This window comes from Streptomyces sp. NPDC058964 (assembly GCF_042741275.1).
Taxonomy (GTDB): domain Bacteria; phylum Actinomycetota; class Actinomycetes; order Streptomycetales; family Streptomycetaceae; genus Streptomyces.
This window is the reverse complement of the sequence record NZ_JBHYKH010000840.1, coordinates 1-1,035: the sequence shown is the minus strand read 5'-3', so window position 1 is coordinate 1,035 and position 1,035 is coordinate 1. Positions and strand designations below refer to the sequence as shown.

Below are 1,035 nucleotides of genomic sequence, written 5' to 3'. Positions count from 1 at the left end.
CGGCGGCGGACAAGACGAAAGGGGGGGGGCGCCGGGGGGGGCGGGGGGGGCGGCGCGCGGGGGGGGGGGGCGGCCGTGGGCCGGCCCCCCCCCCCCGGGCCGCATTCGGTCGATCTCGGCTCTCAGACGGCGCCTGGCCCGGTGCAGACGCATGGCCGCCGCCCGGCTGCCACAGCCGAGGACGACGGCGACCTCGTCGACGCCGAGCTCCTCCCACGCCGTCAGGCGCAGCACCTCCCGGTCCGCCGGGGAGAGCCGGGCCAGCGCGTCGTGCACCCAGGCGCCGGGTCCCTCGGCGTCGGGGCTGTCCACGACCTGCCGTCCGTGCGCGGTCTCGTCGTTGCCCAGCCGGTCCACCAGCCTGCGCCGGCGTCCGAACCCGCGTACCGCGTTCGCCAGGCAGTTGCGTGCCACGCCGTACAGCCAGGGCAGCGGTGCGGGCGGCAGGTCGGCCCGGCGCCGCCAGGCGACCGTGAACACCTCCGCCACCACTTCCTCCACCTCACCGCTCCGCCCGTCCAGTCGCCGCGCGACATAGCGGCTGACCGCCCAGTAGTGCTCGCGATAGGCAGCGGCGAAGATCTCGTCGTTGCTCATGTTCCGTTCTTGTCCGGCACTCCCGGGATCGTCACACCCGGTCCACGTGATTCTCGACGCGCCGTTCGAGTGTGACAGCCGGGCCGTGGGCGGACACAGGCGGGGCGTGAAGAACATCAACCCCAGGATCGTCGGATGGCTGACGAGCACGGATCACAAGACCATCGGAACGCTGTATCTGGTCACGGCGTTCGGCTTCTTCTGCGTCGGCGGTGTGCTGGCGTTGTTCATGCGTGCCGAGCTGGCCCGTCCGGGCCTGCAGATCATGTCGAACGAGCAGTTCAACCAGGCGTTCACGATGCACGGCACGATCATGCTGCTGATGTTCGCCACGCCGCTGTTCGCCGGCTTCGCGAACTGGATCATGCCGCTCCAGATCGGTGCCCCCGACGTCGCGTTCCCGCGGCTGAACATGTTCGCCTACTGGCTCTACCTGTT

General features: G+C 71.1%; 2 protein-coding genes. One reads left to right on the top strand and one right to left on the bottom strand.

All coding sequences use genetic code 11. The features are described from left to right. A partial coding sequence (locus ACFW2E_RS45445; RefSeq protein ID WP_384477647.1) for an RNA polymerase sigma factor occupies positions 1-597 on the bottom strand: 597 nt, incomplete at its 3' end. Between the two features lie 106 nt (positions 598-703). Here ACFW2E_RS45445 and ACFW2E_RS45440 point away from each other — a divergent pair. Next, positions 704-1,035: cbb3-type cytochrome c oxidase subunit I (locus ACFW2E_RS45440; RefSeq protein WP_384477644.1), on the top strand; the 332-nt coding region annotated here is incomplete at its 3' end.